Here is a 26,279-nt window from a genome sequence, read left to right on the forward strand (position 1 = left end):
CCCACGGTACGCGCGCCGCGCTTTTGATCAAGCCCCGTCAGGGACGCAGGGGCAGCTCGAACCACACCGCCTTGCCGTCGGCGGTGGGCCGGGCCCCCCAGCGGGAGGCGAGCTGGTCGACCAGGTACAGGCCGCGCCCGCCCTCGTCGGTCTCGCCCGCGCTGCGGATGCGCGGCAACCGCATGTCGGCGTCGAACACCTCGACCCAGAGCGCGTCGGCGCCGCGCCGCAGCCGCAGCCGGAACTCCTTGGTGGCCGGTTCGCGGCGGGTCAGCGGCATGTCCAGCGGCGGCCCGGGGTCGAACAGCGGCTCGGTCATCGGCTCGGCCATCGGCACCGGCGCGGACAGCGGCCCGGACGCCGTCGCCATCGCGCCGGGCAGGGACCAGTCGTCCTCGTCGACGTCGTTGAGCGCGTCGGCCAGCGCGTCGGCCGCCGAGGGGGCGCTGTTGAACCGCACCGGCGGCGGCCCGTCGAGGACGAGCTCGCGCCGCGGCCGCGGGGTCGCGGCGGCGTGCAGCACCACGTTGGTGACCACCTCGGACACCAGCAGGCACGCCAGCTCGGCCTGCTCGTCCAGCATGCCCCAGGAGGCGAACGCGTCGGCGGCCATCCGCCGCGCCTCCGACACCATGATCGGCTCGGCCGGGAAGGTGCGCTCCTCGACGGCCAGCTCCTCCGGCGAGGTGCGGATCACCACGATCGCCACGTCGTCGTCGATGTCGCCGGGCACCGCGTCGAACACCGCGCCCGCGATGGTCTCCACGTCCCGCCGCGCCACCGCGGCCACGGCCTGGCGGACCAGCTCGCGCGACTCCTCGCGGGTGTAGTACTCGCCGTCGGCGCGGGGCCGCCGGTCGATCAGCCCGTCGGTGTAGAGCACCAGCGTGGAGCCGGGCTTGAGCTCGGCGGACTCCTCGTTGAACAGGATCTCGCCGCCCACGCCCGGCGACCGCAGGCCGAGCATGCCGCCCTGGCTGTGGAAGGTCAGCTCGCTCACCTCGCCGTCGTTGATCAGCAGCGGCGGGTCGTGCCCGGCGTTGGCGAACTCCAGCACCCGCGACCAGGCGTCGTAGACGAAGTAGGTGCACGACACCAGCGGCGGGCGCACCTCGTCGTCGCCGGGCGGCGCCCAGCCGGACTTCTGCCGCTGCGGCCGGGTCATGGTGCGCACCCACTCGTCCAGCTTGCGCAGGATGTCGGCGGGCGGCTTGTCGTCCTGGGCGAAGGCGCGCAGCGCGGCGCGCAGCTGGCCCATCACGGCGGCGGCGCGGGCGCCGCGGCCCTCCACGTCGCCGATGACCAGCCCGACGCGGCCCGCCGACAGCGGGATCACGTCGTACCAGTCACCGCCGACCTGGGTCTGTATGCCGTGCCCGTGCGACTCCAGCGGACGGGCCGGCTCGTACCGCCAGGCGATCTCCAGGCCGTCCAGCCGGGGCGGCCGCTCGCCGGGCAGCAGGTCCTTCTGGAAGGCCAGCGCGGTCTCGCGCTCCTCCTCGAACAGCAGCGCGTTGTCGATGGCCAGCGCGACGCGGCCGGCGATGGCGCCCATCAGGTCGCGGTCGAACGCGTCGTAGTGCGGGTCGGGCCGCCTGGTCAGGTTGGACAGCGCCACGCTCATCACGCCCAGCAGCTCGCCGCGCACCAGCAGCGGCGCGGAGATCACCGAGGTGACGCCGAGCTCGTCGCCGAGGCGCTGGCTGGCCAGGCTGGGGGCGGAGAAGCGGTGCCGGACCATGTCCTCGACCAGCACCGTGTCGCGGCGGTTCATGGCCTTGGCGGCGAAGTGCCCCGCCGGGTAGGAGACCGGCTCGCCGACCTCGGCCCAGGTGCCGGGCGGCGGGGTCCAGTCGGCGGCGTGCCGGGACACCCGCCGGTACAGCCGGTCGCCGCTGAACAGGTCGATGAAGCAGTGGTCGGCGAACTGCGGCACCAGGGTGTCGGCGACGCGGCGCAGCGTGGTCTCCAGCTCCAGCGACCCGGCCAGCCGCTCGCCCACCCGCTCCAGCAGGCCGTAGCGCTCGTGCTCGCGCTGGTTGCTGCGCAGCGCCTCCCGGGCGAAGATCACCACGCCGTCGACGGCGCCGGACGGGTGGCGCAGCGGCACGGCGTGCGCGCGGGTGTAGACGGTGGTGCCGTCGGCGCGCAGGTTGCAGAACGTGCCCTCCCACACGCCGCCCTTGAGGACGTGCCGGGCCAGCTCGGTGGCCTGCTCGTGGTCCTCCTCGGCGATGCCGAGCGACAGCACGGAGTGGCCGATCAGGTCGTCGCCGCCGAAGCCGAACAGCTGGCGGGCGAAGTCGTTGCCGTAGATGACGTTGCTGAAGCGGTCGCAGACGATGACCGCCATCTCCATCTGGTTCAGCACCGTCTCGGGCGGCAGCTGCGCCTCGAACGGCGGTTCGTCCGGTCGCTTCATCGGGCCGTCCGCCGCCTTCCGGCCGCCGCGCGGGCCCTCGCCGGCGCCGCCGGGCGCGCGGGATCGGGCGGTGCGGCCGTTCTCGGGGTCGCCGCCCGCCGTTCTGTCGTCCGCCCTGCCGTCGTGCCCGTTCTCCTCGTGTCCGTGTGCGCCGCCGTGCCCGGCGGCGCCGTCCGCTCGGGGGCCGTCGCCGTGGTGCCCGGCCGCCGCGCCGTCCGCCCGCCCGCTCCGGCCGCCGCGGTCAGGGCGGCCACCGTGCGTGGCGGCGCGGCCGCCGCACGTATCTCACTGGTATTGAACGACGAACCCGCCCCCGGGATACGCCCGAACGCCGCGACGGTGTGGAGATCTTCGGTATAGACGCGCGGCGACGGCGAAGACGACCCGGGCGTGCCGTGCGGCGCGTTCGGCGATGGAGACGGCGATGGGGGCGGCACCGTACCGGGTTCAGCGGCCGCTGACGAACACGTGTTCGGCGATGGACCGCGGCAGCTCGCTGGCGTTACTGTCGGCCTCGTCGTCACACGTCACCCGCACCCCGTCGTCGGTCGCCCGAAGAGTCACCTCTCGCCCCGGTTGTATCCCGATTTGCTTGAGTTTAAGCATCAGCTCGCTGTCGCTCTGCACCTGCTCGCTGATGCGGCGGACGACGGCCGGGGCGCCGTCCGGGCTCGCCGCGTCGGTCATCGACGACAGCGGGGCGCTGTCCCTGTCGTCGCCGTGCCCGCCGAGCTCGTCCAGGCCGGGGATGGGGTTGCCGTGCGGGCAGTGGGTGGGATTGCCGAGCAGGGCGACCAGGCGCCGCTCGACCTCCTCCGACATCACGTGCTCCCAGCGGCACGCCTCGATGTGGACGTCCTCCCAGGGCAGGCCGATCACGTTGACCAGCAGACACTCGGCGAGACGGTGCTTGCGCATCACCCGGGTGGCCAGGTTGCGGCCGGTCTCGGTCAGTTCGAGGTGCCGGTCCCCCTCGACCCTCAGCAGCCCGTCGCGCTCCATGCGCGCCACCGTCTGACTCACCGTCGGACCGCTCTGCGAGAGCCGCTCGGCGATGCGCGCGCGAAGAGGAATGATCCCTTCCTCTTCGAGCTCCAGAACCGTACGGAGGTACATCTCCGTGGTATCGATCAGGCCGTGTGAGGTCACAGCTCCCTCCAGACTTGTGGACTCGAGTCTACGCGTTCCGCACCTCCCGCGACGGTGCCTGCGCATATCCCCGTGGGGGCGGGTACGGAGGAACGCACGATGAGCGCGAATTCTTCCCATGACGCCGCCCCCTTCCTGCCGGACGACCCCAGGTCACGGGCGGATCTGGGGGCGCTGCGCGAGGCCGCCGCGGGGTGCCGCGGCTGCCCCCTGTACGAGAACGCCACCCAGACGGTCTTCGGCGAGGGCGCGGCGCACGGCCGCGTGGTGCTCGTCGGCGAGCAGCCCGGCGACCAGGAGGACCGCCAGGGCAGGCCGTTCGTCGGCCCGGCCGGGCGGATGCTGGACCGGGCCCTTGAGGAGGCGGGCATCGAACGCGGCGATGTGTACGTCACCAACGCCGTCAAGCACTTCAAGTTCAAGCGGATGGCGGGCGGCAAGCGCCGCATCCACGAGTCGCCGAACGTGAGCGAGATGCGGGCATGCCGCCCGTGGCTGGTGGCCGAGCTGCGCGTCCTGGAGCCGGACGTGGTGGTGGCGCTGGGCGCGACGGCCGGCAAGGCGCTGCTGGGGTCGACGTTCCGGGTGACCAAGCGGCGCGGCGAGCTGATCCCCATGCCGGACCCGGACGTGCTCGGCACGCCGGCGGCGGCGCGCGCGGCCGAGGCCGCCGAGCGGGCCGGCGACGGGGACGCGGGGTGGAACGGGACGCGGCTGCTGGCCACGATCCACCCGTCGGCGGTGCTGCGCGCCGAGGACCGCGAGGCGATGTACGCCGGTCTCGTCGACGACCTCAAGGTCGTGGCGACGGCCCTCGGGTAGCCGCCCCGGCTAGGGCTCGCGGTCGGTGGCGGGTTCCTTCGGCTCGGGCACGTCGTCCGTGAGCGCGGGCGCGGCGGTACGGGTGTCGTAGCGCAGCAGGGCGGGGACGCACAGGCCCACCACGACCACCAGGACCGCGCACGCGAGCCCGCCGCCCACCCAGGAGACCGTGGCCCCCGCGAAGGCGGCGGTCGCTCCGGCGCGCAGGTCGCCGAGACGGGGGCCGCCCGCGACGACCACGGTGAAGACCCCCTGGAGGCGGCCGCGCATCTCGTCCGGCGCATACGTCTGGAGCATCGTCTGCCGGAACACCGCCGACACCAGGTCGGCCGCCCCGCCCACGGCCAGCAGCACCACGGCCAGCCACAGCTGGTGGGCGAGCCCGGCGACGGCGACCGCCAGGCCCCACACGACGATGGCCCCGACGAGGGCCACGCCCTGCCGGTGCACCCGTCCGATCCAGCCCGACATCAGGCCGCCGATGAACGCGCCGATGGCGATCGAGGCGAACAGCCAGCCGACCGCGTCCTCCCCGCCGAAACGGGTCTCGGCCAGTTCGGGGAACAGCGCGCGCGGCATGGCCACGCCCATGGCGATGATGTCGACGACGAACGACATCAGCAGGACGGGCTGTGTGGCCAGGTAGCGCAGCCCTTCGAAGACCGAGCGCAGACCGGGTGTGCCCGTCACCTCTCCCAGCGGCGGGATGGCGGGCAGGCGCAGCGCCGCGTACAGGCCGACGGTGAACAGCACGGCGTCCATCGCGTAGGCGGCCGCGTAGTGCCAGCGGGCCAGGATCACCCCGGCCACCAGGGGCCCGGCCAGCATGCCGATCTGGCTGGCGGTGAAGCTCAGGGTGTTGGCGGCCGGGACGAGGGAGCGGTCCAGCAGCCGGGGGATGATCGCGTTGCGGGTCGGCGACGCGACCGCGAAGCCCATCGCCTGGACGGCCACCACCGCCATGATCAGCCACAGGTCGTCCATGCCGAGCAGGGCCTGGGCGAACAGCAGCAGCGTCGCGACCCACATCACGCAGGACGAGCCGAACAGCAGCCGGCGCCGGTCCACGTGGTCGGCGACCGCCCCGCCCCACAGCCCGAACACGATCAGCGGGACGAGGTTGACCACGCCCAGCACGCCCACCCAGAACGACGACCGCGTCACGTCGTACACCTGGACGGGCACGGCCACGGCGGTGACCTGGAAGCCGACGAACGACACCGCCTGCCCCAGCCACAGCCGCCGGTAGGCGGGATGCGCGAGGGGACGGGTGTCGATCGCGACGGCGCGCATCCACCCGCCGCGGCCCGCGCGCCGCGCCTTCCGCGGCGCGCGTCCCGCCTTCTGCGCTGACTGCCGCGCCGCGTGCTGTGCTGTCTGCTCGCGTGCCTGCGGGTGCGGATCGGGGTCCTGGGGATCAGGAGGTTCGGAGGCGTTCTGCACGGTCTCTACTCGGTCGGATAGTTAGCCGGGTTAATTACCGGTGCCAGCCTACGAACCGCCGAGCCCTGTCCGCCAATCCGGCGCCCGCCACAGGGGGCGGGGCTACGGGGACAGGCGTTCCAGCTCCCAGGCCGTGGCGTCCGGGGCCGGGCGCCGGTAGCGGAGCCGGTCGTGCAGCCGGTTGGGCCGCCCCTGCCAGAACTCGATCGCCAGGGGCACCACGCGAAACCCGCCCCAGAAGTCCGGCAGCGGGACCGCCTCGGCCTCGGCCCGGTCGCGTTCCGACCGCGCGGTCCGCTCGTCGCGGGCGGCGGGCGCCCCCGCGGACGCGGCGGCCGGATCCGGCCAGCGGGCGGACAGCTCGGCGTACCGGGCCTCCAGCTCGTCCCGTCCCGTGATCACCGAGGACTGCCGCTCGCTCGTCCATGCCCCGACGCGCGACCCGTACGGGCGGGTCTGGAAGTAGCCGGCGGTCTCCTCCCGCGACAGTTCCGCCACCGGGCCCGACACGATCACCTGCCGGTGCAGCGGATGCCACGGGAACACCAGCGTCGCGCGGGGGTTGGCGGCCAGGTCGCGCCCCTTGCGCGAGGTCAGGTTGGTGAAGAAGCGGAAGCCCGCCGGGCCGTAGCCCTTGAGCAGCACGGTGCGGGCGCTGGGCTCGCCGTCGGCCGAGGCGGTGGCCAGCACCATGGCGTTCGGCTCGGGCAGCCCGGCCTCCACCACGTCGGCCAGCCACCTCGCGAACAGCTCCAGCGGGTCGGCGGGCACCGCCTCCTCCCTCAACTCCCCCGCGTCGTAGGCGGCGCGCAGCCGCGACAGGTCGATCTCCGGTGCGCGCGGAACCCCCGCGGTATCGGCGCTTTGCGCGCCACTTGCCTCTGGTATCCGGCCGTCCACAGCGTCTGAGCCTCTCACCAGGGCATTGTGCATCTCACAGGGGCCTGGGTACTCAGCAGTAAAAGAGACACGGTTCAATGGCACGGCACCGCCTTATCACTATGGGGACGAAAGGCAGGACGACATGTCCGACTTCAAACCCGGGCTTGAAGGGGTCGTAGCCTTCGAGACCGAGATCGCGGAACCGGACAAGGAGGGCGGCGCCCTCCGCTATCGAGGCGTCGACATCGAGGAGCTCGTCGGCCGCGTCTCCTTCGGCGACGCCTGGGGCCTGCTCGTCGACAACAGCTTCGACCCCGGCCTCACCCCCGCCGAGCCGCACGTCCTGCCGGTCCGCTCCGGTGACGTGCGCGTCGACGTCCAGAGCGCGCTGCCCATGCTGGCCCCGGCGTACGGCATGCGCCCCCTGCTGGACATCACCGACGAGGAGGCCCGCGCCGACCTGGCGCGCGTGTCGGTGACCGCCCTGTCGTTCGTGGCCCAGTCGGCCCGCGGCGTGGGCACCCCGATGGTCCCGCAGAGCCGCGTCGACGAGGGCGCGACCATCACCGAACGGTTCATGATCCGCTGGCGCGGTGAGCCCGACCCCCGGCACGTCCGGGCCATCGACGCCTACTGGGTCTCGGCCGCCGAGCACGGCATGAACGCCTCCACCTTCACCGCCCGCGTCATCGCCTCCACCGGCGCCGACGTCGCGGCCAGCATCTCCGGCGCGATCGGCGCCATGTCCGGCCCGCTGCACGGCGGGGCCCCCGCCCGCGTGCTGCCCATGATCGAGAGGGTCGAGCAGGTCGGCGACGCCCGCAAGGTCGTCACCGGCATCCTGGACTCCGGCGAGCGGCTGATGGGCTTCGGCCACCGCGTCTACCGCGCCGAGGACCCCCGCGCCCGCGTGCTGCGCCGCACCGCCAAGGAGCTGAACGCCCCCCGCTACGAGGCCGCCAAGGCCCTGGAGGACGCCGCGCTGGCCGAGCTGCGCGAGCGCCGCCCCGACCGCGCCATCGAGACCAACGTGGAGTTCTGGGCCGCGGTCATCCTGGACTTCGCCGAGGTCCCCACCGCGATGATGCCCGCCATGTTCACCTGCGGCCGCACCGCCGGGTGGGCCGCCCACATCCTGGAGCAGAAGCGCACCGGCCGCCTGGTCCGGCCGAGCGCCCGTTACGTCGGTCCCGGCAGCCGGTCCATCAACGACGTGCCGGGCGCAGCGGAGGTCCTCAAGCGCACCGCCGGCTGATCCGGCTCGCCCCACCGCCCCCGCCAGAGCGCACGAGGCCCCCGGCAGAGTCGCCGGGGGCTTCCTCATGTCCGGGGCGCACGTCCGGGACGCATGTCCGGGGCGCTCACGTCCGGCGCGGTCCGTCCGGGTTTGCCATGATGGGCCGGTGACCGACCACGACCCGCTGGACGACGAGCCGCTGGACGGCGACATCGGCCCTGCGGCGGGCGCGGCCCCGTCCGCGGACGCCCGCCAGGAGCGGGTCCGCGCGGAGGCCGCGCGCCAGGCCGAGGAGCTGCGGCGGTACGAGCGGGAGCGGGAGCTGCGGCGCCGCCGCACCAACGCCCTCGCGGGCCGCGTCACCGCCGTGCTCGTCGCGCTGCTGCTGGCGTTCCTGGCCTACGACTCGGTCACCACGGCGCTGGAGGCCCGGGAACGGAACGACCCGTGGATCTACCCGCCCGCCGTGATCGCCGCGCTGTGCCTGGCCGGGCTGGCCGCCCTGGCCGTCTGGGCGGTCCGCCGCTCCAGGTGACACCCCGCTGACCGGCGCGTCTCGCCATGTGAACCCCGTCCCTGCTCCGCCGCGCAGGTCAAGTAGCCTTCTTCGGGTGACCGAGAGCGCTGACAAAGCCATAGTCATTCCCGAAGACCTCAAGCCCGCCGACGGGCGGTTCGGGTGCGGCCCGTCCAAGGTGCGGCCCGAGCAGCTGGCCGCCCTGGCCGAGTCCGGGGCGCGGTACATGGGCACCTCGCACCGGCAGAAGCCGGTCAAGTCGCTGGTCGGCCGGGTGCGCAGCGGCCTGGCCGAGCTGTTCTCGCTGCCCGAGGGGCACCAGGTGGTGCTCGGCAACGGCGGCACCACCGCGTTCTGGGACGCCGCCGCGTTCGGTCTGGTGCGCGAGAAGTCGCAGCACCTGTCGTTCGGCGAGTTCTCCAGCAAGTTCGCCAAGGTCACGACGAAGGCGCCGTGGCTGGCCGAGCCGTCGGTGATCTCCAGCGAGCCGGGGACGCACCCGCGGGCCGCCGCCGAGGAGGGCGTGGACGTCTACGCCCTGACCCACAACGAGACCTCCACCGGTGTGGCCATGCCGATCGAGCGTCCCGCCGGGACCACCGCCGACGAGGCGCTGGTGCTGGTGGACGCCACGTCCGGCGCCGGGGGCCTGCCCGTCGACGTCACCGAGACCGACGTGTACTACTTCGCGCCGCAGAAGTGCTTCGCGGCCGACGGCGGCCTGTGGGTGGCGCTGATGTCCCCGGCCGCGCTGGCGCGGGTCGAGGAGATCGCGGGCTCCGGCCGGTACGTGCCGGAGTTCCTCAGCCTGCCCACGGCGGTGGACAACTCCGCCAAGGACCAGACCTACAACACCCCGGCCGTGGCGACACTGCTGCTGTTCGCCGAGCAGATCGAGTGGATGAACGAGCAGGGCGGGCTGGCCTGGACCACCGCCCGCACCGCCGACTCGTCCCAGCGCCTGTACACGTGGGCGGAGAAGACGTCCTACACCACGCCGTTCGTGGCCGATCCGGCGCAGCGGTCGCAGGTCGTCGGGACGATCGACTTCGTGGACTCGGTGGACGCGGCGGCGGTCGCCAAGACGCTGCGGGCCAACGGCATCGTCGACACCGAGCCGTACCGCAAGCTGGGCCGCAACCAGCTGCGCATCGGGATGTTCCCGGCGATCGACCCGGCCGACGTGGAGGCCCTGACGGCCTGCATCGACTACGTGGTCGAGCGCCTCTAGCACCGCCGGCGGGGGTTCGCCGCGCCGCCGGTCAGGCGGTGGCGGCGAACTCGCCGGTGCCCCGGGCGGTCGGCGTGAACCCGGCGCTGCCGAGCACGTGCGGCCGCCCGTCCGGCGCCCCCAGGCCCGCCCGCAGGTAGGTGCCCTCGCGGAGCATGACGGCGGTGGCGAACCGCACGCGGGTGTGCCGTCGCACCGTCCGCAGCCAGCGCGGCTCGGACGCCCAGTAGAGGTTCTGCTCGGTGTCGACGGCGACGGTGAGCGGGCTGCGGGCGGCGCGGGCCAGGTGGACGCGGTCGGGCCGGGCCCGGTCGACCCACGCCAGCGCGGCCCGTCCGGGCAGCGCGGCGCCCAGCGTCTCGGCGGTCGCGGCGGCGTCCCTGCGGCCCGCCAGCAGCCGGAAGATCCGTTCGGCCGCGACGTCGCCGTCGTGCGTGCCGACGAGTCCGGCGTCGGCTCTCGCGCCTGCTCCCGGGACGACCAGCGGACCGGCGTCCGGCCGCCCGTCCGGCGACTCCGGCGCGGCCCGGCCGGTGTGCCCGACGACGAGCGGCGCCACGTCCAGCAGCGGCAGCAGCTCGGGCCGCCAGACCCGCGAGAAGGCGGCGCGGCCGGTGACCACGCGGCAGCCGTCGTAGGACAGGTCGCAGCCGCGGGCGTCGCGCGTGCCCGCGGACGCGGCCGCCGACGTGACCGCGCGGCCGGTGAACAGCGCGATCCCGGCGGTGTCGCGGCCGCGCTCCTCGGCCAGCGTGCCCAGGATCACCAGGGCGTCCGACACCGCGCCCGGATCCCCGGCGCCGGGCGAGCGCAGCACCCCGAACAGTCCGTACATGACCGTTGAGACGCCGATCACCGCGGGACGGTTCGAGCGGGCGGCCCGGCCGAATAAGCTCGAACCCGTGAACCGTGCGCCCCGCTGGCTCCTCCCCACCGTGCTGACCGCGCTCGTCCTGGCCGTGGTCGTCGGCGCCGTGCTCGGCTGAGTCCGGCCGTGACCGGCCGCCGCGCGAGGTCGGCCGGGCGGCGGACGAGGGTCGGTTGTCGGGGCGGGTCGTGTGATCGATCGGGTGCGGAACGGGGGAAGATCGGATCATGTCGTCGCCGCGCCCGTGCCGAGCCGCCCCCAGGCCCCCCGTGCGCGCCGTCGTCCGGCTCGGCGCGGCCTGCGGCGCGGTGTCGGTGGCCGGCGCCGTGGCGGCGGCGCCCGCGGCCGCGTCGGCGCCCGCGGTCAGGGACGCCCAGGCCCGCAGCGAGGTGGCGTTCACGGTCCGGGATCCGCGCGTCGCCGAGTCCAGCGGCCTGGCGGTCAGCGTGCGGCACCCCGGCGTCGTCTACACCCACAACGACTCGGGCGGGCGGGCGGAGATCTTCGCGCTGGGCCCCGACGGCAGGACGCGCGCCGTCCTGACGCTGGCGGGCGCGCAGGCCCGCGACTGGGAGGGCATGGCGCTTGGCCGCGACGAGCGGGGCCGTCCGGCGATCTACGTGGGCGACATCGGCGACAACATGGGCGGCGCCTGGCCCTACGTCACCGTCTACCGCGTCCCCGAGCCCGCCGAGCTGCGCTCGCAGACGCTGCGCGCCACCGCGTTCCGGCTGAAGTACGAGGACGGGCCGCGCAACGCCGAGACCATGATGATCAACCCGCGCACCAACCGGCTGTACGTGGCCAGCAAGCTGTTCTCCGGAAAGATCTACGAGGCTCCGGCGCGGCTGCGCACCGGCGGGTTCAACACGCTGCGCAAGGTCGGCGACGCCCCGGGCATCGCCACCGACGGGGCGTTCTCACCGGACGGGCGCCTGTGCGTCATCCGCACGTACTTCGGCGCCCGCGCCTACGCGGTGGGGGCCGACGGGCGGCCGGGCCGGTCGCTGGGGTCGATCTCCCTGCCCGGCCAGGAGCAGGGCGAGTCGATCACGTTCGCGGCGGACGGACGGTCGCTGCTGGCCGGGTCCGAGGGCCTGGACCAGCCGGTGTACCGGGTGCCGCTGCCGGACGACATGCTGCCCGCCTCTCCCCCGCCGGCACGGACGGGCAGCGGGGGCGGGTCCGGCGCCGAGGCCGAGGAGGGGCGCCGCGACTCGACCGGGGCGAGCGTGGGGCTGTTCGCCGCGCTGGCGATCGCGGGGGCCCTCGGTTACGCCATCGTGCGGAAGCGTTCATGATCGTAGGCGTGGGATCGGAAAAGGAGTGACGGGCCCACCGGGCCCCGTGTGAGGATGCGGACTGTGGAGCACGAGCTGGTCGGCCTGCACGCCTCCGCGACCCGGTGGCGTCCGGTCGCCGCGGGACGGCTGGCCTTTCCGGTGCTGGCGCTGGCGTTGCTGCCGATCCACCCGGTGTGGCTGTGGGCGGCGCTGCTCGGGGCGGTCGCGACGGCGCCGTGGATCGCCGGGGCCGTGGCGTCCCTGCGCCGCCGCCGTCCCCGGCCGTACTGGCGGCTGTCGGCGGCGGGGCTGGAGCGGGTGGCGCCGGACGGCACGACCCTGACCCGGTACGAGCGGTCGCGGATCGAGGGCCTGGCGATCACCGTGGACGACGGCGGGCTGACCGTCCTGCACCGGTTCGGCCGTACGACGGTGGGCGGCCTGGACGCCCTCGGCATGGAGCCGCTCGCGCTGTTCGTGACCGCGCGCCGGCTGGGCATCCCGGTGTTCCTGCTGGACGGCGCCGTCTCGGGCCTGTCGGACGACGACGGCGGCGAGACCGGCGCGGGCGCCGACCTGGGCCTGCCCCGCCATCACGTCGCCGAGCAGCGGCTGCTCGACCAGGAGGCGGCGCTGCTGGCCGCCGCGCACGAGCCGCTCCGCGAGGACCCGCCGGCGTCGGGCGCGGCGGGCGAGCCGATGCGGCTGGCGTCGCCGGAGCCGGTGCCGGGACGGGGCCGTACCGCGGTGCTGGGCACGCTGCTGGCTCTGCTGGGCGTCACGATGATCGCGCACATCGCGGTCGAGGGGACGGCCGACTTCGGGCACCGGCTGGCGGCGGGCTGCTGGGCGCTGGCCGCCATCGCGGGGGTCGCGGGGGCGCGGCGGCGGCTGCTGCGCGCCGTCCAGGTGGAGTGGACGATCCGGCGGGACGGGCTGCACGTGCGGACCAGGCCCGGGGCGAAGGAGGGCCGGCGGGTGGCCGCCGGGGACGTGGCGGCGCTGGTCGTCGGCCCCGGCCTGGCGCTGGACGCGCTGACCGACGAGCCGCGGCGCGTCCCGCTGGCGGTGCTGGCGTTCGACCACCGGATGCGGCTGCTGGCCCGGCTGCCCGCGCACGGCCTGGACGCCTTCCAGCTCGCGCACGGCCTGGACGACCACGGCTACCGGGTCGTCACGCCGGGGCCGCGCACCCCGCGTTCCCCCGCCTACGGGCTGGAGGGACTGCCGGAGGTCTTCGCGCAGGTGCCGGGCGGGCGGCTGGTGGTGGCCGACGGCGGGCTCGGCTGGGTGGACGCCGCCGGCGACGTGGTGCTGCGGATGCCCGAGGACCGGATCGGCGGCATCGAGCTGCTGACGATCGCCGGGCACGCGTGGGTGCGGCTGTACGACTCCGATGGCGACGAGTTCTTCGCCGCGCCGCTGTCGGCGCTGCGGATCTCCCGTACCGACCTGCGCGAGTCGGCGCGGCGGGCGGGGCTGCCGGTGACCGACGCCGAGTACGACGCCTATCTGAGCGCGGCGTTCCATTCGGCGGTGTCCACGCTGTCGTCGGTGCCGTCGGAGGCGGAGGCGGTGCCGTCGCACGCGGGCGGGTCCGGCGGTGAGGCGCCGGTGGAGACGGCGGGCGGCGGCGGTCCGGGTCCGGCGGAGGTCGAGGAGGCCGCGCCTCCGACGCCGTCCACCGCGCCCGGGGTGCTCCTGGACGCCACGCGCCGTTCCCGGGTCGGCTCGTACGCGATGAGCGTGCTGTTGTGCGAGTTCGTGGCGCTGCTGGGCGCGGTGTGGCTGGGCCCCGATCTGGGCGGTTTCTCGGGCATGGCGGGCTGGGCGGTGCCTGCGGGGGTGCTGGCGGGGCTGGGCGGCTACTGGCTGTACGACCGCAACCGGGCGCAGCTGCGCGTGTCGGCGGCCGGGGTGGCGGTGGTGACGCTGCGCGGCCGCGTCGAGTGGGAGGTGCGTCGCGAGCTGATCGGCGGCGTGGGCGTGGACGAGTCCACCGAGCGGATGCCGCGGCTGGTGGTGTGGGGGCCGACGGGCCGGGTGCTGCGCCAGGTGACGTTCCCGCCCGATCTGGGCGAGCTCCGGCGCGCCTGCGAGCGTTACGGGGTGCCGTGGGGGCCGCCGGACGCCGACCGTCCCGCACCGCCTCCCCCGGAGCTCTAGGGGCCTCGCAGAAGTCCCTGGGGGCGCTGGGAGCCGCTCGGGTCAGCGCAGGGGCCAGCTGTGCAGCGACTCGTACACGACCGTCGTACGGCCTCTGCCGGGCAGGTGGCTGCGCATCAGGTGCACGGACTCGGCCGTCCACGTGCCGCCTGCGAACGCCGCCAGCGGTTCCAGCAGGGACCGCACGTCGACGGGACGGCGGCAGCGGGCCAGGGTGAGGTGCGGCCGGAAGCCGGGGTGCTTGTCGGGCAGCGTGCCCTCGCGGCGTCCCGCGGCGGTCGTGGACGCGGCGAGGCGGGCCAGGTCGCGGCGGTCACCGTACACGCCGGTCCACAGCACGCGTGCGTGCGCGGGGTTGGGGAACGCGCCCGCCCCCGCCAGCGACAGCGTGAGCCGGGGGTGGCGGGCGACGGCGCGTTCGAGGCGGGGCAGCAGGCGGTCGTGCGTGCGGTCGTCCACCTCGCCGAGGAAGGTGAGCGTGATGTGCTGCTGGTCGCGGCGCAGCCAGCGGAGGTCGGGCAGGTCGTTCTGGAACGGACCGAGGAACTCCGCGAGCTCGTCCAGGATCGGCGGGGGCGGAACGACCGCCACGAACAGCCTCATGCGAACGTCCGGAAGGCCACGCGTCCCAGCCTTTCAGCAGGCACGCTCCTTGTCACGTCTCCGTCATGTTCCCGGCGGCGCCCGCGCGACGCGACCGCAGCGCCCCGAGCACCGCCGCCGGCCGGCGGCCGGCGCGCGGGACGGCCAGCGCGGCGACGACCAGCACCGACGTCACGGCGACCAGACCGCCGACGACGATGCTCATCCGCGGCCCGAACTGCTCGGCCATCCAGCCGACCACCGGGGCGCCGATCGGGTTGGTGCCCAGGAACACCAGCATGTAGAGCGCCATGACCCGGCCGCGCATCTCGGGCGCGACGCCGAGCTGCATGGTGGCGTTGGCGGCGGTGGTGAAGGTCATCAGCGCGATCCCGGTCGGCACCAGCAGCACCAGGAACGACCAGTACGCGGGCATCAGCCCGGTGACGACCTCCAGCACGCCGAACAGCAGCGCCGCGCCGATCAGCACCCGCATCCGGGGCCGGGTGGCGCGGCGGGCGGCCAGCAGCGCCCCGGCCAGCGCGCCGAGCGCCAGCATGCTGGACGCCAGGCCGAACGACGAGGCCCCGGTGTGGAAGACCTCGCGGGACACCAGCGCCACGGTCACCTGGAAGTTCATCCCGAACGTGGCGATGAACAGCACCAGGACCAGCACGAGCGTCAGGTCGCGGCGTCCCCACACGTAGCGCAGGCCCTCGCGGAGCTGTCCCTTGCCGCGGGCGACGGGCTCGGCGGTGTGCAGCTCGTCCTGCCGCATGACGTAAAGGCCGAACAGCACGGCGCCGAACGAGGCGGCGTTGACCAGGAAGACCGGGCCGGTGCCCAGCACGGCGATCAGCACGCCCGCGACGGCGGGGCCGACCAGCCGGGCCCCGTTGAACGAGGCGCTGTTCAGGGCGATGGCGTTGGGCAGGTCCCGTTTGCCGACCATTTCGACGACGAACGACTGCCGGGTGGGGTTGTCGACGACGGTGGCCACGCCGAGCAGGAACGCCAGCAGGTACACGTGCCACACCTGGGCGGTGCCGGTGATCGCGAGCATGCCCAGCACGAGGGCGAGCGCCCCCATCGCGGCCTGTGTGATCATCAGGAGGCGTCGCTTGGGGTAGCGGTCGGCGATCACGCCGCCCCACAGGCCGAACAGCAGCATCGGCAGGAACTGCAGGCCGGTGGTGATGCCGAGCGCGGTGCCGCTGCCGTGCGTCAGGTCCAGCACGAGCCAGTCCTGGGCGACGCGCTGCATCCAGGTGCCGACGTTGGAGACGACCTGTCCGGAGGCGAACAGCCGGTAGTTGCGGACGCGCAGCGAACGGAACATGCCGCCGGTGGCCGGGTCGGCCTCGGCGACGGAACGCTCCACATCGGCGGCCTCCGCGCCGGCCGCCTCCGCACCGACCGCCTCGGGGCCGACCGGTTCGGGGGCGCCGGGCTCGGGGTCGCCGGGCTCGGGCGGGCCGCCCGGCTCGGCGGCTAGGACTGGCTGAGCTTGTCCAGGATCGGGGCGGCCTGCCGCAGGATCTCCCGCTCCTCGGGCGTCAGCGCGTCCAGCCTCCGGGACAGCCAGGCCTCCTTGCGGCGCCGCTCCCCGGCCAGCAGGGCGCGGCCCTCCTCGGTCACGCTCAGCACGACCTGGCGGCCGTCGGTCGGATGCGGGCTGCGCTCCACCAGTCCCCGGCTCTCCAGATACGCGATCACGCGGGTCATCGAGGGCGGCTGCACCTTCTCGTGGTCGGCCAGCTCCCGCGGGGTCATCGCGCGGTGTCGATCGAGGGCGGCCAGCGCGGCGAACTGGGTGAGCGACAGCGGGGCCGCCGCCCCGGCCGCGTCGGGCCTCAGCGTGCGCAGACGGCGCGACAGCCGGGCGATCGAGATGCGCAGGTCTTCGGCCAGGCCCTGGACCGACACCGCGCGGCTTGTGGTCGGTGACGTTGTCATGTTCGTTCGCAGAAGTCATTGCTTTTGCTAACGATACGACGGTGGCTCGGATTCCGCCATACCGCAGGCAGGGCACCCCGCCACCGCGACCGGCCACCGGGGCTTGCGCGTTTTCGCGACGCGCGGGGGGCGCGGGCGCGCGAGTGCGCGGGGCGGCGCGACTTCTTCCTCCGATCGGCTCGCTGATGTCCCGTCTTCCATGCTGCCATGCCGCGCTTGACAAGGATGGCTAATGGCATTAGCTTTACGGCTATCGACATTAAGGAGCGGGTCATGAGCGAGTTCGTCGAAGTCCCCGGCGGCCGGATCGCCTACGAGGTCACCGGCGACGCCACGGGTCCCCTGGTGGTGCTGGCGCCGGGCATGGGCGACCTGCGCACCGCCTACCGCCACGTCACGCCCGCCCTGGCCGCGGCCGGATACCGGGTCGTCACCACGGACCTGCGCGGCCACGGTGACTCGGCCGCCGGGTTCGCCTCCTACACGGTCGGGGACGGCGCGGACGACCTCGCCGCGCTCGTGCGGCACCTGGGCGGCGGTCCGGCGGTCGTGGTCGGGCACTCGTTCTCCGGCGGCACCGCGCCGCTGCTGTCCGTGCGCGAGCCGTCCCTCGTCCGCGGGCTGGTGCTGGTCGCGCCGTTCGCACGACCCGTCTCCCCCAACCCGGTGATGAAGCTGATGGCCGGGCTCGTCCTGCGCAGCCCGGCACTGTGGGGCATGTACTACAAGAACCTCTACAAGGGGCCGCGTCCCGCCGACTTCCCCGCGCACCTGGCGGCGATCAAGGCGAACATGCGCGAACGCGGCAGGATGGCCGCCGCCCGCACGATGGGCCTGGACACCAAGCCGGAGATGGCCGGGCTGCTGCCGCGGGTGTCCGTCCCGGCGCTGGTCGTCATGGGCGCCAAGGACCCCGACTTCCCCGACCCCCGCGCGGAGGCCGAGACCGTCGCCGCCGAGCTGGGCGGCCCCGCCGAGATCGTGATGATCGACGGGGCGGGCCACTACCCGCACCAGGAGTTCCCCGCCGAGACCACCGAGGCCCTCCTGCGGTTCCTGCGGCAGGTGGCGCCCGCCGGCGACGGGGTGAGCGCCTGATGCCGCGCGCCGGCCTGTCCCCCGACGCGGTCGTGGACGCCGCGATCGGCATCGTCGACGCGGGCGGTCCCGACGCGCTCACCCTGGCCGCGGTCGCCAAGGCCGCCGGGGTGGCGACGCCGTCCCTCTACAAGCACGTGCGCAACCTGGCCGAGCTGCGCGACCTGGTGACGCGGCGGGTGATGGAGGAGCTCACGGTGCGGCTCCAGCGGGCGGCGATGGGCCGTTCCGGGGACGACGCCATGCGGGCGGTGATGCGCGCCTACCGGTCCTACGTCGTCGACCACCCGTCCCGCTACGCCGCCATGAGCCAGCAGCCGCTCACCGACCCCCGCATGGCGGACACGGGCGAACGGCTGCTGGAGGTGGTGCTGGCCGTGCTGCGCGGCTACGACCTGGACGGCCCCGACCTGATCCACGCGGCCCGGTGCCTGCGGTCGGCCGTGCACGGCTTCGCCGTGCTGGAGGCGGCGGGCGGGTTCGGGCTGCCCGAGGACCTGGAGGCCAGCTACGACCTGCTCGTCCGGATGGTCGTCGGCGGCCTGCGCGCCGCGCCCCGGCCGGGGCCGCACGAGCCGCCGATAGGCTGATCGGCATGACCCGACCGCGCCGCCCCGACCCGCCGCCGCTGGAGACCAACGACGTGCGCGTCGCGGTCGCCGGGACGGCGGCGTGGGCGGTCGCGCTGGTCGTCTTGCTGATCGTCGGGCTGCCCGACGAGCGCCAGTGGTGGCTGTGGGTGTGCGTGGCCGGGATCGTCACCGGGCTGTTCGGCGTCTGGTACATCCCGCGGCTGCACCGGGCCCGCGTCCGCCAGCAGTCCAGGCACGGGCAGCAGTCCCGAGGCGAGCAGCGGTAAAGGCGCGAACGCGCCTCCGGCGAAGGCTGAGGGCGCCGGGTCTCAGGACTCCAGGTCTCAGGACTCCAGGTCGTTCTCGGCGAGGAGCGTCGGCAGCGCGCCGGGATCGCGCAGGACGGCCTCGGCGGGCAGCCGGGCCTCCCAGCGGCCGCTGAGCCAGGCCAGCGCCCGGGCCAGCCCCCAGGGGCCGGTGGCGTGCGCCTGGCCGTCCCCGCACCACCACGGCACGGAGACCCCGTCCACGACCAGGCGGTCATGTGCGATGTAGGTGCCGGGCGCGTCCGGCAGCACCGCGCGGACGACCGCGGGCACGGGCCGCTTCTCCCCGTCCGTCCGCACGACGCCCTCGATCTCCTCGCCGGCGAGCGGCAGGTCCAGCAGTTCGGCCAGGTGCTCGGCGGCGTCGCCGTGGGAGGCGATGACCAGCGGCTGGCCGCGCAGCAGGGGCAGCAGGTCCGGGCGGTCCAGGACGAGGGCGTCGGCGGCGTCCACCACCTCCACCTCGCCGTCCACGACCGCCCGCACGCGTTCGGGCGGCTCCAGGGCGGACGCGTTGTCGGCGACGGCCGTCCAGAGCCGTCCCAGGCGTTGCCGGGGCACCGTACGCGCCGGGTCGCCCATCCGGTCGAGCAGCTCCTGCGCGCCGCCCGGCTCGGCCAGCAGGTCCGCGAGCGACGTGCGGACGCCGAGAGCGAGCAGGAACGGACGATCGAGGCCGGCGGGCGCGGGATCGTACAGCCCGGCCAGCAGATCGTCCTCGCCGGGGAAATGGAACTCGGTCGGGCGGCGGCCGTTCAGCACCGGATGGCGCCGCAGCCACCACGCGGTGTACGACGGCACCGCCACCCGGCGGCCGTCGTGCAGGGTGACGTGCGCCGGCTCCACCACCGCCGCCCGCAGCGCGGGACGCCCGGCCAGCAGGCGCAGCGCCGCGTCCCAGCCGTCGACGAGCTCCAGGTCGCGCACGGCCTGGAACTCCGGCAGCAGCGGCGGCAGCTCCTGGTCGCCGACCCGGGCGAGGACGTCGTCGGCCCAGCGGTCCTCGTCGTCCAGGTGCAGCGACACGTCGCCGTCGGCGAGCGCGGCGGGCTCGACGTCCTCGGCGCGGGCGACGGCGAACACCTCCAGCACCCCGGCGGCGGCCAGCACGCCGGCGCCCCACCGCTCCACCAGCTCGGCGTCGGCGACGCCGAACGGGGCGTCCGCGGCGATCAGGTCGCGCAGCGGGCTGTCGGGCAGCAGCAGCTCACCGGCCGGATACAGGTCGCCGTCGGCGCCCGGCAGCGCCAGCTCCGCCAGCCACGGCTCCTCGCCGGGCTCGATCCCGGCCGCCCGCACCAGGCCGAGCACGGCCTCGGCGATCTCGTCCGGGTCGTCGGCGTCGAAGGAGCCCTCGACGGCGGCGCGCACGGCGGGGTCGGCCAGCACCGCCCGCGGCCCCGCCTCCACCGCGCCCAGACGCGGCAGCAGCGGGTGGACGGCGTCCGGGTGGACGAACCGCAGCCCCAGCGCGCCCAGCCGCGCCGGGTCCACGCCGTCGGCGGCGACGAGCAGCCCGCGCGGGCCGCGCACCAGCCGGTCGCCGTCGGCCAGCGGGACGGGCAGGGCGCCCAGGGCGTCGGCCGGCGCCCCGGTCAGCGTCTCGTACAGGCCGCGCCACCACGCCGGTTCGCGGTCCAGGGCGGCCAGCTCGTCGATCACGTCGGCCAGGTCCAGCCGCCGCACGCCCAGTGCGCCCAGCGCCGCGTGCCGCACCGGCCAGGCGGGCGGCAGCAGCCCGGGCACCACGGGGTCGTCCCCGCCGTCCAGCAGCTCCACGAACGCCGCCGGGCCGTCCACGGCCACCGCGTCCCGGCCGCGCACCCGCTCGGCGCCGGCGGCGGGCAGCAGCGGCACCTCGGGCAGGCGGTCCAGGACGGCGCGGCGGATGCGGGCGTCCAGCTCCCCGGCCGCCACGGGTCCGGGCACCAGATCGAGCAGGCGCGTGGAGGTCGGCAGGGCGCGCAGGAGGCGTGCGTAGGCGTCGGCGGCCCGTTCCACCAAAAAGTCGGTGAGCGGTCCGGGCGCGACGTGACGGCGGTCGGGGGCGAGCGGGAACGAGGCGATCAGCAGGGCGGGCAGGTCGAGCCGCTCGTCGCTGGGCGTGGGGGCGTGCACGACGGCGGGCGTCCCGGCCAGGTCGCCGGTGTCGGGCACGGCCCAGCGCACCTGCCACACCGGGCGGGCGCGCTCCTCGGTGGGCCGGTCGGCCAGCAGGTCCGGCCGCAGCACGCCGTGGTCCTCGGCCGTGCGCCACCGCGTCCCGTCGATCACGACCGTGCCCGCCGCCTCGTCGTGTTCGGCGGTGAGGGTGCGGGTCTCGCCGTCGACGTCGATCTCGACGGAGGTCAGCGCGGGCAGGGCCAGCAGCAGCGCGGGCCCGGCCTGGCGGAGCTGCTCGCGCACCCGGCCGGCGGCCTCGTCGTCGCGCAGCGGCAGCCGGACGACGGTGTCGAAGCCGTCCGGCACGTCCACGGCCTCGTCCAGCGGGAACGGCAGCCGCAGCAACGGCACGTGCCCGCCCCGGCGCTCCAGCTCCTCCAGCAGGGCCGGTGTGCGCGCCGCCAGCAGGCGGGCGCGCGCCGCCGACCACTCCACACCCCCCGTGCGGGCCGACACGATCGCGGGCCGGTCGCTCACCGCCACGACGGCCGAGAACCCCACGCCGAACCGGCCGGCGGCCCCCTCGTCGTCGCGTTTGGCGGACGCGCGCAACGTCGACAGCGCCTCCACCCCGGCCGCGTCGAGCGGGGACCCGGTGTTGGCGGCGGTCAGCACGGCGCCGCGCAGCGTCAGCCGCAGGCGGCCCGGCACCCCGGCCCGCACGGCGGCGTCGGCGGCGTTCTGCGCCAGCTCCACCACCACGCGGTCGCGGTACCCGCCGAGCGCGAAGTCCTCCTCGGCGTTGGCGTCCTCCCGGAACCGCGCCGGGGACTGCGCCCACGCGCGCAGCACGCGGTCACGGATCTCCCCGGTGCCGAACGGGTCGTCGTTCACGGTCGATGTCACCGCAGTGCGGGATCAGCTGTGGCCGAGGGCCTCTTCCTCCTCCTCCGAAGGGGCCTCGGAGGAGGCGTCGGCGGTGTCGCGGACGGGGCTGACCTTGACGATGTCGTAGCCCACCTCGTCCAGCACCGGCGGGCCGTGCTCGGACGCCGGGGGGATGACGACGGCCTCGGAATGCGCGCCGCAGCCGTGGTCGGCCGACACCACGCGCCCGTCGTCGGGCGCGTACTCGTTGGCGCACACGCCGAACATCTGCCGCAGCTCACCGGCCAGCGGCACGTAGAACCCGCAGGTGGAGCACTGCGCGGGGGCCGAGGCGGCGATGGGCGCGCGGGGCCCGGCGATGCCGTCGTACCAGCGGGCGGCGGCCTCGGCGCGGCCCTCGCGCGACAGCACGCGGGGACGGCCCAGCCCCAGCTCCCACTGCATCTGCTGGTCGCCCGCGTCACCCACGTCGGCGTAGCCGGGCGCCAGCCGCGCGTCGTCGGTGGCGGTGGGCAGCAGGTCGCCGGGGCCCAGGTCGCCGGGACGCAGCCGTTCCAGCCACGGCACCCACTCGGGGGCCAGCAGGGCGTCCTCCCCGGGCAGCAGCGCGCACTCGCTGACCGTCACGACCTTGGCGCGGGCCGCCCGCGTCACCGTGACGGCCCAGTGCCAGCCCCGGTAGGCGGGATCCAGGCACGCGAAGTAGTGCGTGACCACCCGGTCGCCCTCGGCGCGCAGGGCGAGGTGGTCGCCGACCGGCGCCGACGGGGACCGGTCCGTCGCGCCCGCCGCGGCCACCTCCTGCGCGGCCTCCCGGGCGAGGTCGACGGCCTCGGCGCAGGCCGGGTCGACGACAGGGGTGCGGCGGCGCGCCGTCCCTCCGGAGCGCGCCGTTCCGCTGGAACGGGCCGCCCCGGCGGAGCGCGCGCCGGTGGAACGCGCGGGACTCGACTGACGGAGTGGGCTCACGCCCTCAATTCTCGCGCATGAATTGGCGTGGCCGAGACCACCGGGGCCCGCCGGGGACCTCCGGGACGCGCGCGGGTGAGCACGGCGCTCACCAGGGAAACGTACTCTCGATTGGATCGGCTCCCGAACACGCCGCACGGGGAGATCAGGACGCATGGGCATCCAGGCACGCGCGGGCGCGGTCGGGCGCTCGCTGCGCAGGGGCGTCCGCGGCGCGGGCCGTGCCGTGCGCGGCGCGGGCCGCCTGACGCGGCGCGCCACGCACGCCCAGGGCGCCGGGCGCAGCGGCCTCGGCACCCTGACCGAGGCGGGCGCGGTCAACGCCGCCGGCGACGCCATGGTGGCGGTCGCGCTGGCCGGGACGGTGTTCTTCGGCCTGGACGTGCACCAGGCCCGCGGCCAGGTGGCGCTGTACCTGCTGGTCACGATGGCGCCGTTCGCGCTGGTCGCCCCGCTGGTCGGCCCGGCGCTGGACCGGATGCGGCACGCCCGCCGCTACGCCATCGCCGCCACGCTGGCCGCGCGCGGCCTGCTGTGCTGGGGCATGGCCGGGGCGGTGACGCGCGGCGACGAGCTGACCTACCTGCCCGCCGCGTTCGGCGTGCTGGTGCTGTCCAAGGCGTTCGGGGTGCTGCGGGCGGCGGCGACCCCGCAGGTGCTGCCCGAGCGGATCTCCCTGGTGACGGCGAACGCGCGGGTGTCGTTCGCCGGGCTGGTGGCCGCGGCGGTCGCCGCGCCGATCGCGGCGGGGCTGACGGTGCTGATCGGCGCCGACTGGCTGCTGCGCGTCACCACGGCGGTGTTCCTGCTGGGCGTGGTGGTCACGATCCGCCTGCCCAGGCACGTGGACGCGGCCCCCTCCCCCTCAGACACGGCACCGGACGTCGACGCGGCACCGCGGCCCGACGCGGCCCCCGAACCCGCGGACGGCGCCGAACGGCCACGGCGGCGCGGGCGATGGCGGACGCTCCCGCGCCTGACCCCCGCCGTCGCCGAGGCGGTCACGGCCAACGCCGCGCTGCGGGCGTTCTCCGGGTTCCTCATCCTCTACCTGGCGTTCCTGCTGCGGCAGCAACGGTTCGACCCCGTGTCCGGCAACATCGCTCTCGGAATGCTCGCGGCGAGCGCGGGCGCCGGGGGCCTGGCCGGCACCGCCCTGGGCGCCTGGGCGAAGGCACGCGCGCCCCGGCTGCTGGTGCTGGGCACGCTGGCGTTCGTCACGGCCGTCGCGGCGTTGTGCGCGGCGCTGTTCGGCCTGTGGGCGGCGCTGGCGGTGGCGTTCGCGGGCGCCCTCGGCCAGTCCCTCGGCAAGCTGTCGATGGACGCGATGGTGCAGCAGGAGATCGGCGAGGACGTCCGCTCGTCCACGTTCGCGGTCACCGAGACCCTGCACCAGCTGGTCTGGGTGCTCGGCGGCCTGCTCGGCCTCGGCATGTCGATCGTCGCCGACGGCCGGGTGGCCCTGGCGACCGTGGCGGGCGCCCTGGCCGTGTCGCTGGCCGCGCTGCTGCTGCGCCGTCCGGGCCGCCGCCGCACACGCTCACGCCGCCGCACCCACGTCCCCGACGCCCACCCCGAAACGACGTAGTCGTGTGGGGGACGACCCCCTACACCCCCGTCAGTCGGTCAGGCGGTCCTCGCTCCGCAGAGCTCCGCTGCGGTCACCTGACCTCAGGGCGCCAGGTCGTCCGCGACGGCGCGGAGGACGGTGGCGATCTTCTTGGCCTCGGCGGGGGACGGGTGCTTGCCACGACGGTAGGTGTTGGAGATGCCGTCCAGCAGCTTGATGAGGTCCTCGGTGATCACCACCATCTCATCGGGCTTCTTGCGGCGGGCCTTGGCGATCGACTTCTCCACCGACGGCGGGGTCTCCAGTGTGCGCACCGACAGCGCCTGCTGCCCCCGCCGTCCCTCGACCACGCCGAACTCGACGCGCTGGCCGGACTTCAGCGACGTGACGCCGCCGGTGAGCGCGGAGGAGTGCACGAAGACCTCACCGCCGTCGTCGCGGGTGAGGAAGCCGAATCCCTTGTCGGCGTCGTACCACTTGACCTTGCCAGTGGGCACGGGAGACCTCGTTCAACTCTCGTCCTGAATTGGCCTCAAGATTAGTGCCTCGCCGCGGGGCGGTGAACACGTGTGCGACCGCCCGGAGCCCTTACGAGGCCACGGATTGAAGCTACCTGCGGCGGGGCCTTCCGGGCACCCGGATTTCCGGCGGCGAAACCGCTCCGGAAAAAGCCGGGCCGGGGGCGAATCAGGCGGCCGAACCGTCGCCCGAGAGCTCGCCGGAAACCCGGGCCGAACCGTCGCCCGTCCCGTTGCCCGCCCCGTCGCCGAAGCCGGCGAGCCAGCCGGGGAAGGCCAGCAGGTCCGGCAGCACCACGTCGGCGCCGTACGCGGTGAGGGCGGCGGCGTCGAACGCGCCGGTGGCGACGCCCACCGCCGTCGCGGCGGCGGCCCGCGCGGCGTCCACGTCGCCGGTGTGGTCGCCGACGTAGGCGCCGGCTCCGTAACGGCGCAGCGCCACGCCCTTGTCCGCGCCGAACAGGCCGCCGACCACCTCGTCCACCGCCAGCCCCAGGAAGCGCACGGTCCGCTCGGTGTCGGCCTGGTTCTTGCCGGACACCACGATGACCCGGCCGCCCCGCGCCCGCACCGCGTCGACCGCCTCCACCGCGCCGGGCATGAGCCCGGTGGCGGGCACCGCCACGTCGGGATAGATCGCGCGGTAGCGGTCGGCCATGGCGGGCACCTCGGACGGCGGGAACCAGTACGCCAGCTCCACCTCCAGCGGCGGCCCGATCCGCGCGACGACCGCCTCGACGTCGATCGGCACGCCGGTCTCGGCGGCGAGGGCGGCGTAGACCGCGCCGATCGCGGCCCGGGTGTCGGCGAGGGTCAGGTCGAGGTCGAACCCCACGGCGAATCGCGGCGAAACTGGCTCCAGCACGCCACACAGGGTAAAGGGAAAGGTATGGGGAAGAAGCGACGGCCACCCGCCGGGGCGGCGTCCCGGCGTGCCCCGGGGTCGTGCCCCGTACAGCCCCGCGCTCCCCTGGTAGTGGCGATGCGACGGGATCCGAGTAGGGGAGCGCGGGAGTCCTGTGTACGGCCGCCGCCCGGTCGCCCGGCCCGGCGGCGTTGTGCGGCGGATATACCCGGCGACCCCGGCACGAACCCTCTCAGCAGGAAAAACGCGCGTCTCGAAAGGGCGCGCGGCCCCCAAACGATCCCCCGTCGGACGGCAATCCGCCCCATCCCGAGAAAGAGGGCGCCATGGCGGACAACACCGAGACCACGATGACCGGCCACAGCGGCGGCGGCAGCGGCCGGCCGGGCGGAACCCCCGGGTGGCGCGCACGGCTGTCGGGCGGCGGCGTCCGGTCCGCCCGCAGGCGCGCCGTCTCGGTGCTGGCCGGGGTGGTCTCGCTCGTCACCACATTGGTGGTGCTGGTGCTGGCCGTGCACATCGTGTTCGTGGCATTCGAGGCCAACACCGGCAACGAGCTGGTGCGGCGCGTGGCCGGGTGGGCGCACGACCTGGCCTGGCAGTTCAAGGACGTCTTCCAGCCCGCGAACGCCAAGATCGAGGTGGCGGTCAACTACGGCCTGGCCGCCCTGGTGTACCTGCTGGCCGGCCGGATCGTCGTCGGGCTGGTCCGGCGCCTCGGCTGACGCCACGCGGACCCGCCCGGCGGTCCGCACGGCCGGGCCGGTCGTGGCCCGGTCGCGGTCCGGTCGTGGTCAGGCCGGCTGCGGCCG

24 protein-coding genes are annotated in these 26,279 nt (G+C 75.0%); 12 read left to right on the forward strand and 12 right to left on the reverse strand.

Annotated features, from left to right (window positions below; genetic code table 11):
- Nucleotides 1-37: 37 nt before the first annotated feature.
- Entirely contained in the window at nucleotides 38-2,422 is a 2,385-nt protein-coding gene (locus ABZ801_RS40230; RefSeq protein ID WP_344951235.1) for a SpoIIE family protein phosphatase, read from the reverse strand.
- A 447-nt stretch (nucleotides 2,423-2,869) separates the two neighbouring features.
- A complete protein-coding gene (locus tag ABZ801_RS40235) occupies nucleotides 2,870-3,571 on the reverse strand; it encodes a metal-dependent transcriptional regulator (protein ID WP_344951238.1) in 702 nt (233 codons plus the stop codon).
- 99 nt (nucleotides 3,572-3,670) lie between these two features.
- On the opposite strand from ABZ801_RS40235, the gene ABZ801_RS40240 reads away from it, so the two are divergent.
- Complete coding sequence (locus ABZ801_RS40240) at nucleotides 3,671-4,393, forward strand: UdgX family uracil-DNA binding protein (protein WP_360708878.1); 723 nt, start codon at nucleotides 3,671-3,673, stop codon at nucleotides 4,391-4,393.
- Between the two features lie 9 nt (nucleotides 4,394-4,402).
- On the opposite strand, the gene ABZ801_RS40245 is transcribed toward ABZ801_RS40240, so the two are convergent.
- Together ABZ801_RS40245 and ABZ801_RS40250 are read right to left on the reverse strand one after the other, a co-directional pair.
- Complete coding sequence (locus ABZ801_RS40245; RefSeq protein ID WP_360708881.1) at nucleotides 4,403-5,686, reverse strand: MFS transporter; 1,284 nt, start codon at nucleotides 5,684-5,686, stop codon at nucleotides 4,403-4,405.
- Between the two features lie 252 nt (nucleotides 5,687-5,938).
- Nucleotides 5,939-6,754: a pyridoxal 5'-phosphate synthase gene (locus ABZ801_RS40250; protein ID WP_360708884.1), complete on the reverse strand. Its 816-nt coding sequence runs from the start codon at nucleotides 6,752-6,754 to the stop codon at nucleotides 5,939-5,941.
- Between the two features lie 106 nt (nucleotides 6,755-6,860).
- Here ABZ801_RS40250 and ABZ801_RS40255 point away from each other — a divergent pair, with 106 nt between their 5' ends.
- The 3 genes from ABZ801_RS40255 (at nucleotide 6,861) to serC (ending at nucleotide 9,703) form a co-directional block, all read left to right on the forward strand.
- Nucleotides 6,861-7,973: a citrate synthase 2 gene (locus ABZ801_RS40255; RefSeq protein ID WP_344951250.1), complete on the forward strand. Its 1,113-nt coding sequence runs from the start codon at nucleotides 6,861-6,863 to the stop codon at nucleotides 7,971-7,973.
- Nucleotides 7,974-8,121: 148 nt separating this feature from the next.
- The gene (locus ABZ801_RS40260) at nucleotides 8,122-8,490 is read left to right on the forward strand and encodes a hypothetical protein (protein ID WP_360708887.1); all 369 of its coding nucleotides are present in this window, start codon (nucleotides 8,122-8,124) and stop codon (nucleotides 8,488-8,490) included.
- A gap of 76 nt (nucleotides 8,491-8,566) precedes the next feature.
- A complete protein-coding gene (gene serC, locus ABZ801_RS40265) occupies nucleotides 8,567-9,703 on the forward strand; it encodes a phosphoserine transaminase (RefSeq protein WP_344951256.1) in 1,137 nt (378 codons plus the stop codon).
- A gap of 31 nt (nucleotides 9,704-9,734) precedes the next feature.
- Here the strand turns inward: serC and ABZ801_RS40270 are convergent, their stop codons facing one another.
- Complete coding sequence (locus tag ABZ801_RS40270) at nucleotides 9,735-10,559, reverse strand: hypothetical protein (RefSeq protein ID WP_360708890.1); 825 nt, start codon at nucleotides 10,557-10,559, stop codon at nucleotides 9,735-9,737.
- Here ABZ801_RS40270 and ABZ801_RS40275 point away from each other — a divergent pair.
- From ABZ801_RS40275 to ABZ801_RS40285, 3 genes are all read left to right on the forward strand, one after another.
- Entirely contained in the window at nucleotides 10,537-10,689 is a 153-nt protein-coding gene (locus tag ABZ801_RS40275) for a hypothetical protein (protein WP_360708893.1), read from the forward strand. The two genes, ABZ801_RS40270 and ABZ801_RS40275, sit on opposite strands and share 23 nt — an antisense overlap.
- 109 nt (nucleotides 10,690-10,798) lie before the next feature.
- Complete coding sequence (locus tag ABZ801_RS40280) at nucleotides 10,799-11,872, forward strand: hypothetical protein (protein WP_360708896.1); 1,074 nt, start codon at nucleotides 10,799-10,801, stop codon at nucleotides 11,870-11,872.
- Between the two features lie 54 nt (nucleotides 11,873-11,926).
- A complete protein-coding gene (locus ABZ801_RS40285; RefSeq protein ID WP_360708899.1) occupies nucleotides 11,927-14,020 on the forward strand; it encodes a hypothetical protein in 2,094 nt (697 codons plus the stop codon).
- 42 nt (nucleotides 14,021-14,062) lie between these two features.
- Here ABZ801_RS40285 and thpR read toward each other — a convergent pair whose 3' ends face one another.
- From thpR to ABZ801_RS40300, 3 genes are all read right to left on the reverse strand, one after another.
- Nucleotides 14,063-14,623 carry an RNA 2',3'-cyclic phosphodiesterase gene (thpR, locus tag ABZ801_RS40290; protein ID WP_344951268.1) on the reverse strand — a complete coding sequence of 187 codons (561 nt, stop codon included), beginning with the start codon at nucleotides 14,621-14,623 and terminating at the stop codon, nucleotides 14,063-14,065.
- A gap of 52 nt (nucleotides 14,624-14,675) precedes the next feature.
- Nucleotides 14,676-15,941, reverse strand: coding sequence for an MFS transporter (locus tag ABZ801_RS40295; RefSeq protein WP_360708948.1), 1,266 nt, complete (start codon nucleotides 15,939-15,941; stop codon nucleotides 14,676-14,678).
- Between the two features lie 152 nt (nucleotides 15,942-16,093).
- On the reverse strand, nucleotides 16,094-16,558 hold the full coding sequence (locus tag ABZ801_RS40300; protein WP_344951272.1) for a MarR family transcriptional regulator: 465 nt from the start codon (nucleotides 16,556-16,558) through the stop codon (nucleotides 16,094-16,096).
- 273 nt (nucleotides 16,559-16,831) lie between these two features.
- Between ABZ801_RS40300 and ABZ801_RS40305 the strand changes: the two genes are divergently transcribed.
- Genes ABZ801_RS40305 through ABZ801_RS40315 form a run of 3 tightly spaced genes read left to right on the forward strand, consistent with a single transcriptional unit; the run spans nucleotide 16,832 to nucleotide 18,515 of the window.
- Entirely contained in the window at nucleotides 16,832-17,656 is an 825-nt protein-coding gene (locus tag ABZ801_RS40305; RefSeq protein WP_360708903.1) for an alpha/beta hydrolase, read from the forward strand.
- The gene (locus tag ABZ801_RS40310) at nucleotides 17,656-18,246 is read left to right on the forward strand and encodes a TetR-like C-terminal domain-containing protein (RefSeq protein WP_360708906.1); all 591 of its coding nucleotides are present in this window, start codon (nucleotides 17,656-17,658) and stop codon (nucleotides 18,244-18,246) included. The genes ABZ801_RS40305 and ABZ801_RS40310 overlap by 1 nt, the downstream gene beginning before the upstream one ends.
- Before the next feature lie 5 nt (nucleotides 18,247-18,251).
- Complete coding sequence (locus ABZ801_RS40315; protein ID WP_360708909.1) at nucleotides 18,252-18,515, forward strand: DUF2530 domain-containing protein; 264 nt, start codon at nucleotides 18,252-18,254, stop codon at nucleotides 18,513-18,515.
- A 57-nt stretch (nucleotides 18,516-18,572) separates the two neighbouring features.
- On the opposite strand, the gene ABZ801_RS40320 is transcribed toward ABZ801_RS40315, so the two are convergent.
- Nucleotides 18,573-21,563, reverse strand: a complete 2,991-nt coding sequence (locus tag ABZ801_RS40320) for a hypothetical protein (RefSeq protein ID WP_360708912.1) — start codon at nucleotides 21,561-21,563, stop codon at nucleotides 18,573-18,575.
- Nucleotides 21,564-21,575: 12 nt separating this feature from the next.
- A complete protein-coding gene (locus ABZ801_RS40325; protein WP_360708913.1) occupies nucleotides 21,576-22,514 on the reverse strand; it encodes a DUF3027 domain-containing protein in 939 nt (312 codons plus the stop codon).
- 154 nt (nucleotides 22,515-22,668) lie between these two features.
- Here ABZ801_RS40325 and ABZ801_RS40330 point away from each other — a divergent pair, with 154 nt between their 5' ends.
- Nucleotides 22,669-24,102 (forward strand): MFS transporter, encoded by a 1,434-nt coding sequence (locus ABZ801_RS40330; RefSeq protein ID WP_360708916.1) that lies wholly within the window; start codon nucleotides 22,669-22,671, stop codon nucleotides 24,100-24,102.
- 83 nt (nucleotides 24,103-24,185) lie between these two features.
- Here the strand turns inward: ABZ801_RS40330 and ABZ801_RS40335 are convergent, their stop codons facing one another.
- Both ABZ801_RS40335 and ABZ801_RS40340 read right to left on the reverse strand, forming a co-directional pair.
- Entirely contained in the window at nucleotides 24,186-24,581 is a 396-nt protein-coding gene (locus ABZ801_RS40335) for a cold-shock protein (RefSeq protein WP_344951288.1), read from the reverse strand.
- A gap of 190 nt (nucleotides 24,582-24,771) precedes the next feature.
- Nucleotides 24,772-25,467, reverse strand: coding sequence for an HAD hydrolase-like protein (locus ABZ801_RS40340; RefSeq protein WP_360708919.1), 696 nt, complete (start codon nucleotides 25,465-25,467; stop codon nucleotides 24,772-24,774).
- Nucleotides 25,468-25,793: 326 nt separating this feature from the next.
- Here ABZ801_RS40340 and ABZ801_RS40345 point away from each other — a divergent pair, with 326 nt between their 5' ends.
- Complete coding sequence (locus ABZ801_RS40345; RefSeq protein ID WP_360708922.1) at nucleotides 25,794-26,192, forward strand: hypothetical protein; 399 nt, start codon at nucleotides 25,794-25,796, stop codon at nucleotides 26,190-26,192.
- Nucleotides 26,193-26,279 lie beyond the last annotated feature (87 nt).

Origin of the sequence: Actinomadura sp. NPDC047616 (genome assembly GCF_040642915.1) — a bacterium.
GTDB lineage: Bacteria > Actinomycetota > Actinomycetes > Streptosporangiales > Streptosporangiaceae > Spirillospora > Spirillospora miaoliensis.

Excerpts from the sequence above, each read along its gene's own strand:
- ABZ801_RS40230 (WP_344951235.1), bottom strand. The coding sequence starts at position 2,422 with ATGAAGCGACCGGACGAACCGCCGTTCGAGGCGCAGCTGCCGCCCGAG.
- ABZ801_RS40240 (WP_360708878.1), top strand. The coding sequence starts at position 3,671 with ATGAGCGCGAATTCTTCCCATGACGCCGCCCCCTTCCTGCCGGACGAC.
- ABZ801_RS40245 (WP_360708881.1), bottom strand. The coding sequence starts at position 5,686 with ATGCGCGCCGTCGCGATCGACACCCGTCCCCTCGCGCATCCCGCCTAC.
- ABZ801_RS40255 (WP_344951250.1), top strand. The coding sequence starts at position 6,861 with ATGTCCGACTTCAAACCCGGGCTTGAAGGGGTCGTAGCCTTCGAGACC.
- ABZ801_RS40275 (WP_360708893.1), top strand. The coding sequence starts at position 10,537 with ATGACCGTTGAGACGCCGATCACCGCGGGACGGTTCGAGCGGGCGGCC.
- ABZ801_RS40280 (WP_360708896.1), top strand. The coding sequence starts at position 10,799 with ATGTCGTCGCCGCGCCCGTGCCGAGCCGCCCCCAGGCCCCCCGTGCGC.
- ABZ801_RS40285 (WP_360708899.1), top strand. The coding sequence starts at position 11,927 with ATGCGGACTGTGGAGCACGAGCTGGTCGGCCTGCACGCCTCCGCGACC.
- thpR (WP_344951268.1), bottom strand. The coding sequence starts at position 14,623 with ATGAGGCTGTTCGTGGCGGTCGTTCCGCCCCCGCCGATCCTGGACGAG.
- ABZ801_RS40295 (WP_360708948.1), bottom strand. The coding sequence starts at position 15,941 with ATGTTCCGTTCGCTGCGCGTCCGCAACTACCGGCTGTTCGCCTCCGGA.
- ABZ801_RS40300 (WP_344951272.1), bottom strand. The coding sequence starts at position 16,558 with ATGACAACGTCACCGACCACAAGCCGCGCGGTGTCGGTCCAGGGCCTG.
- ABZ801_RS40305 (WP_360708903.1), top strand. The coding sequence starts at position 16,832 with ATGAGCGAGTTCGTCGAAGTCCCCGGCGGCCGGATCGCCTACGAGGTC.
- ABZ801_RS40310 (WP_360708906.1), top strand. The coding sequence starts at position 17,656 with ATGCCGCGCGCCGGCCTGTCCCCCGACGCGGTCGTGGACGCCGCGATC.
- ABZ801_RS40315 (WP_360708909.1), top strand. The coding sequence starts at position 18,252 with ATGACCCGACCGCGCCGCCCCGACCCGCCGCCGCTGGAGACCAACGAC.
- ABZ801_RS40330 (WP_360708916.1), top strand. The coding sequence starts at position 22,669 with ATGGGCATCCAGGCACGCGCGGGCGCGGTCGGGCGCTCGCTGCGCAGG.
- ABZ801_RS40345 (WP_360708922.1), top strand. The coding sequence starts at position 25,794 with ATGGCGGACAACACCGAGACCACGATGACCGGCCACAGCGGCGGCGGC.